The sequence below is a fragment of the Pseudomonas sp. 30_B genome, assembly GCF_017491605.1.
GTDB lineage: Bacteria > Pseudomonadota > Gammaproteobacteria > Pseudomonadales > Pseudomonadaceae > Pseudomonas.
This window is the reverse complement of the sequence record NZ_JAFGYY010000404.1, coordinates 1-432: the sequence shown is the minus strand read 5'-3', so window position 1 is coordinate 432 and position 432 is coordinate 1. Positions and strand designations below refer to the sequence as shown.

Here is a 432-nt window from a genome sequence, read left to right as displayed (position 1 = left end):
GCAAGGTGCTGAGCCTGCCGCCCGCGACGCGCCTGTACATGTGCCACGACTATCAGCCGAACGGCCGCGCGATCCAGTACGCGAGCACCGTCGCCGACGAGTTGCGCGAGAACGTGCACATCCGCGAAGGCGTCACCGAGGACGATTTCGTCGCGATGCGCACCGCGCGCGACGCGACGCTCGACATGCCGGTGCTGATGCTGCCCTCGGTGCAGGTCAACATGCGCGCGGGCCGCCTGCCCGAGCCCGAGGACAACGGCGTGCGCTACCTGAAGATCCCGCTCGACGCGATCTGAGCCCGCGGCCCGCCTTCCCCAACGACGCACGACATACGACCACGCCCATCATGGAAATCCGCAAGCTGACCGACACGCTATCGGTCTCCCCCCAGCTCGTCGCCGCCGATCTGCCCGCGATCGCGCAGGCCGGCTT

General features: G+C 68.8%; 1 pseudogene. It reads left to right on the top strand.

Annotated features, from left to right (window positions below):
* Window positions 1–296: pseudogene (locus J5M67_RS28885) on the top strand (MBL fold metallo-hydrolase); the annotation flags it as partial.
* Window positions 297–432: the final 136 nt, after the last annotated feature.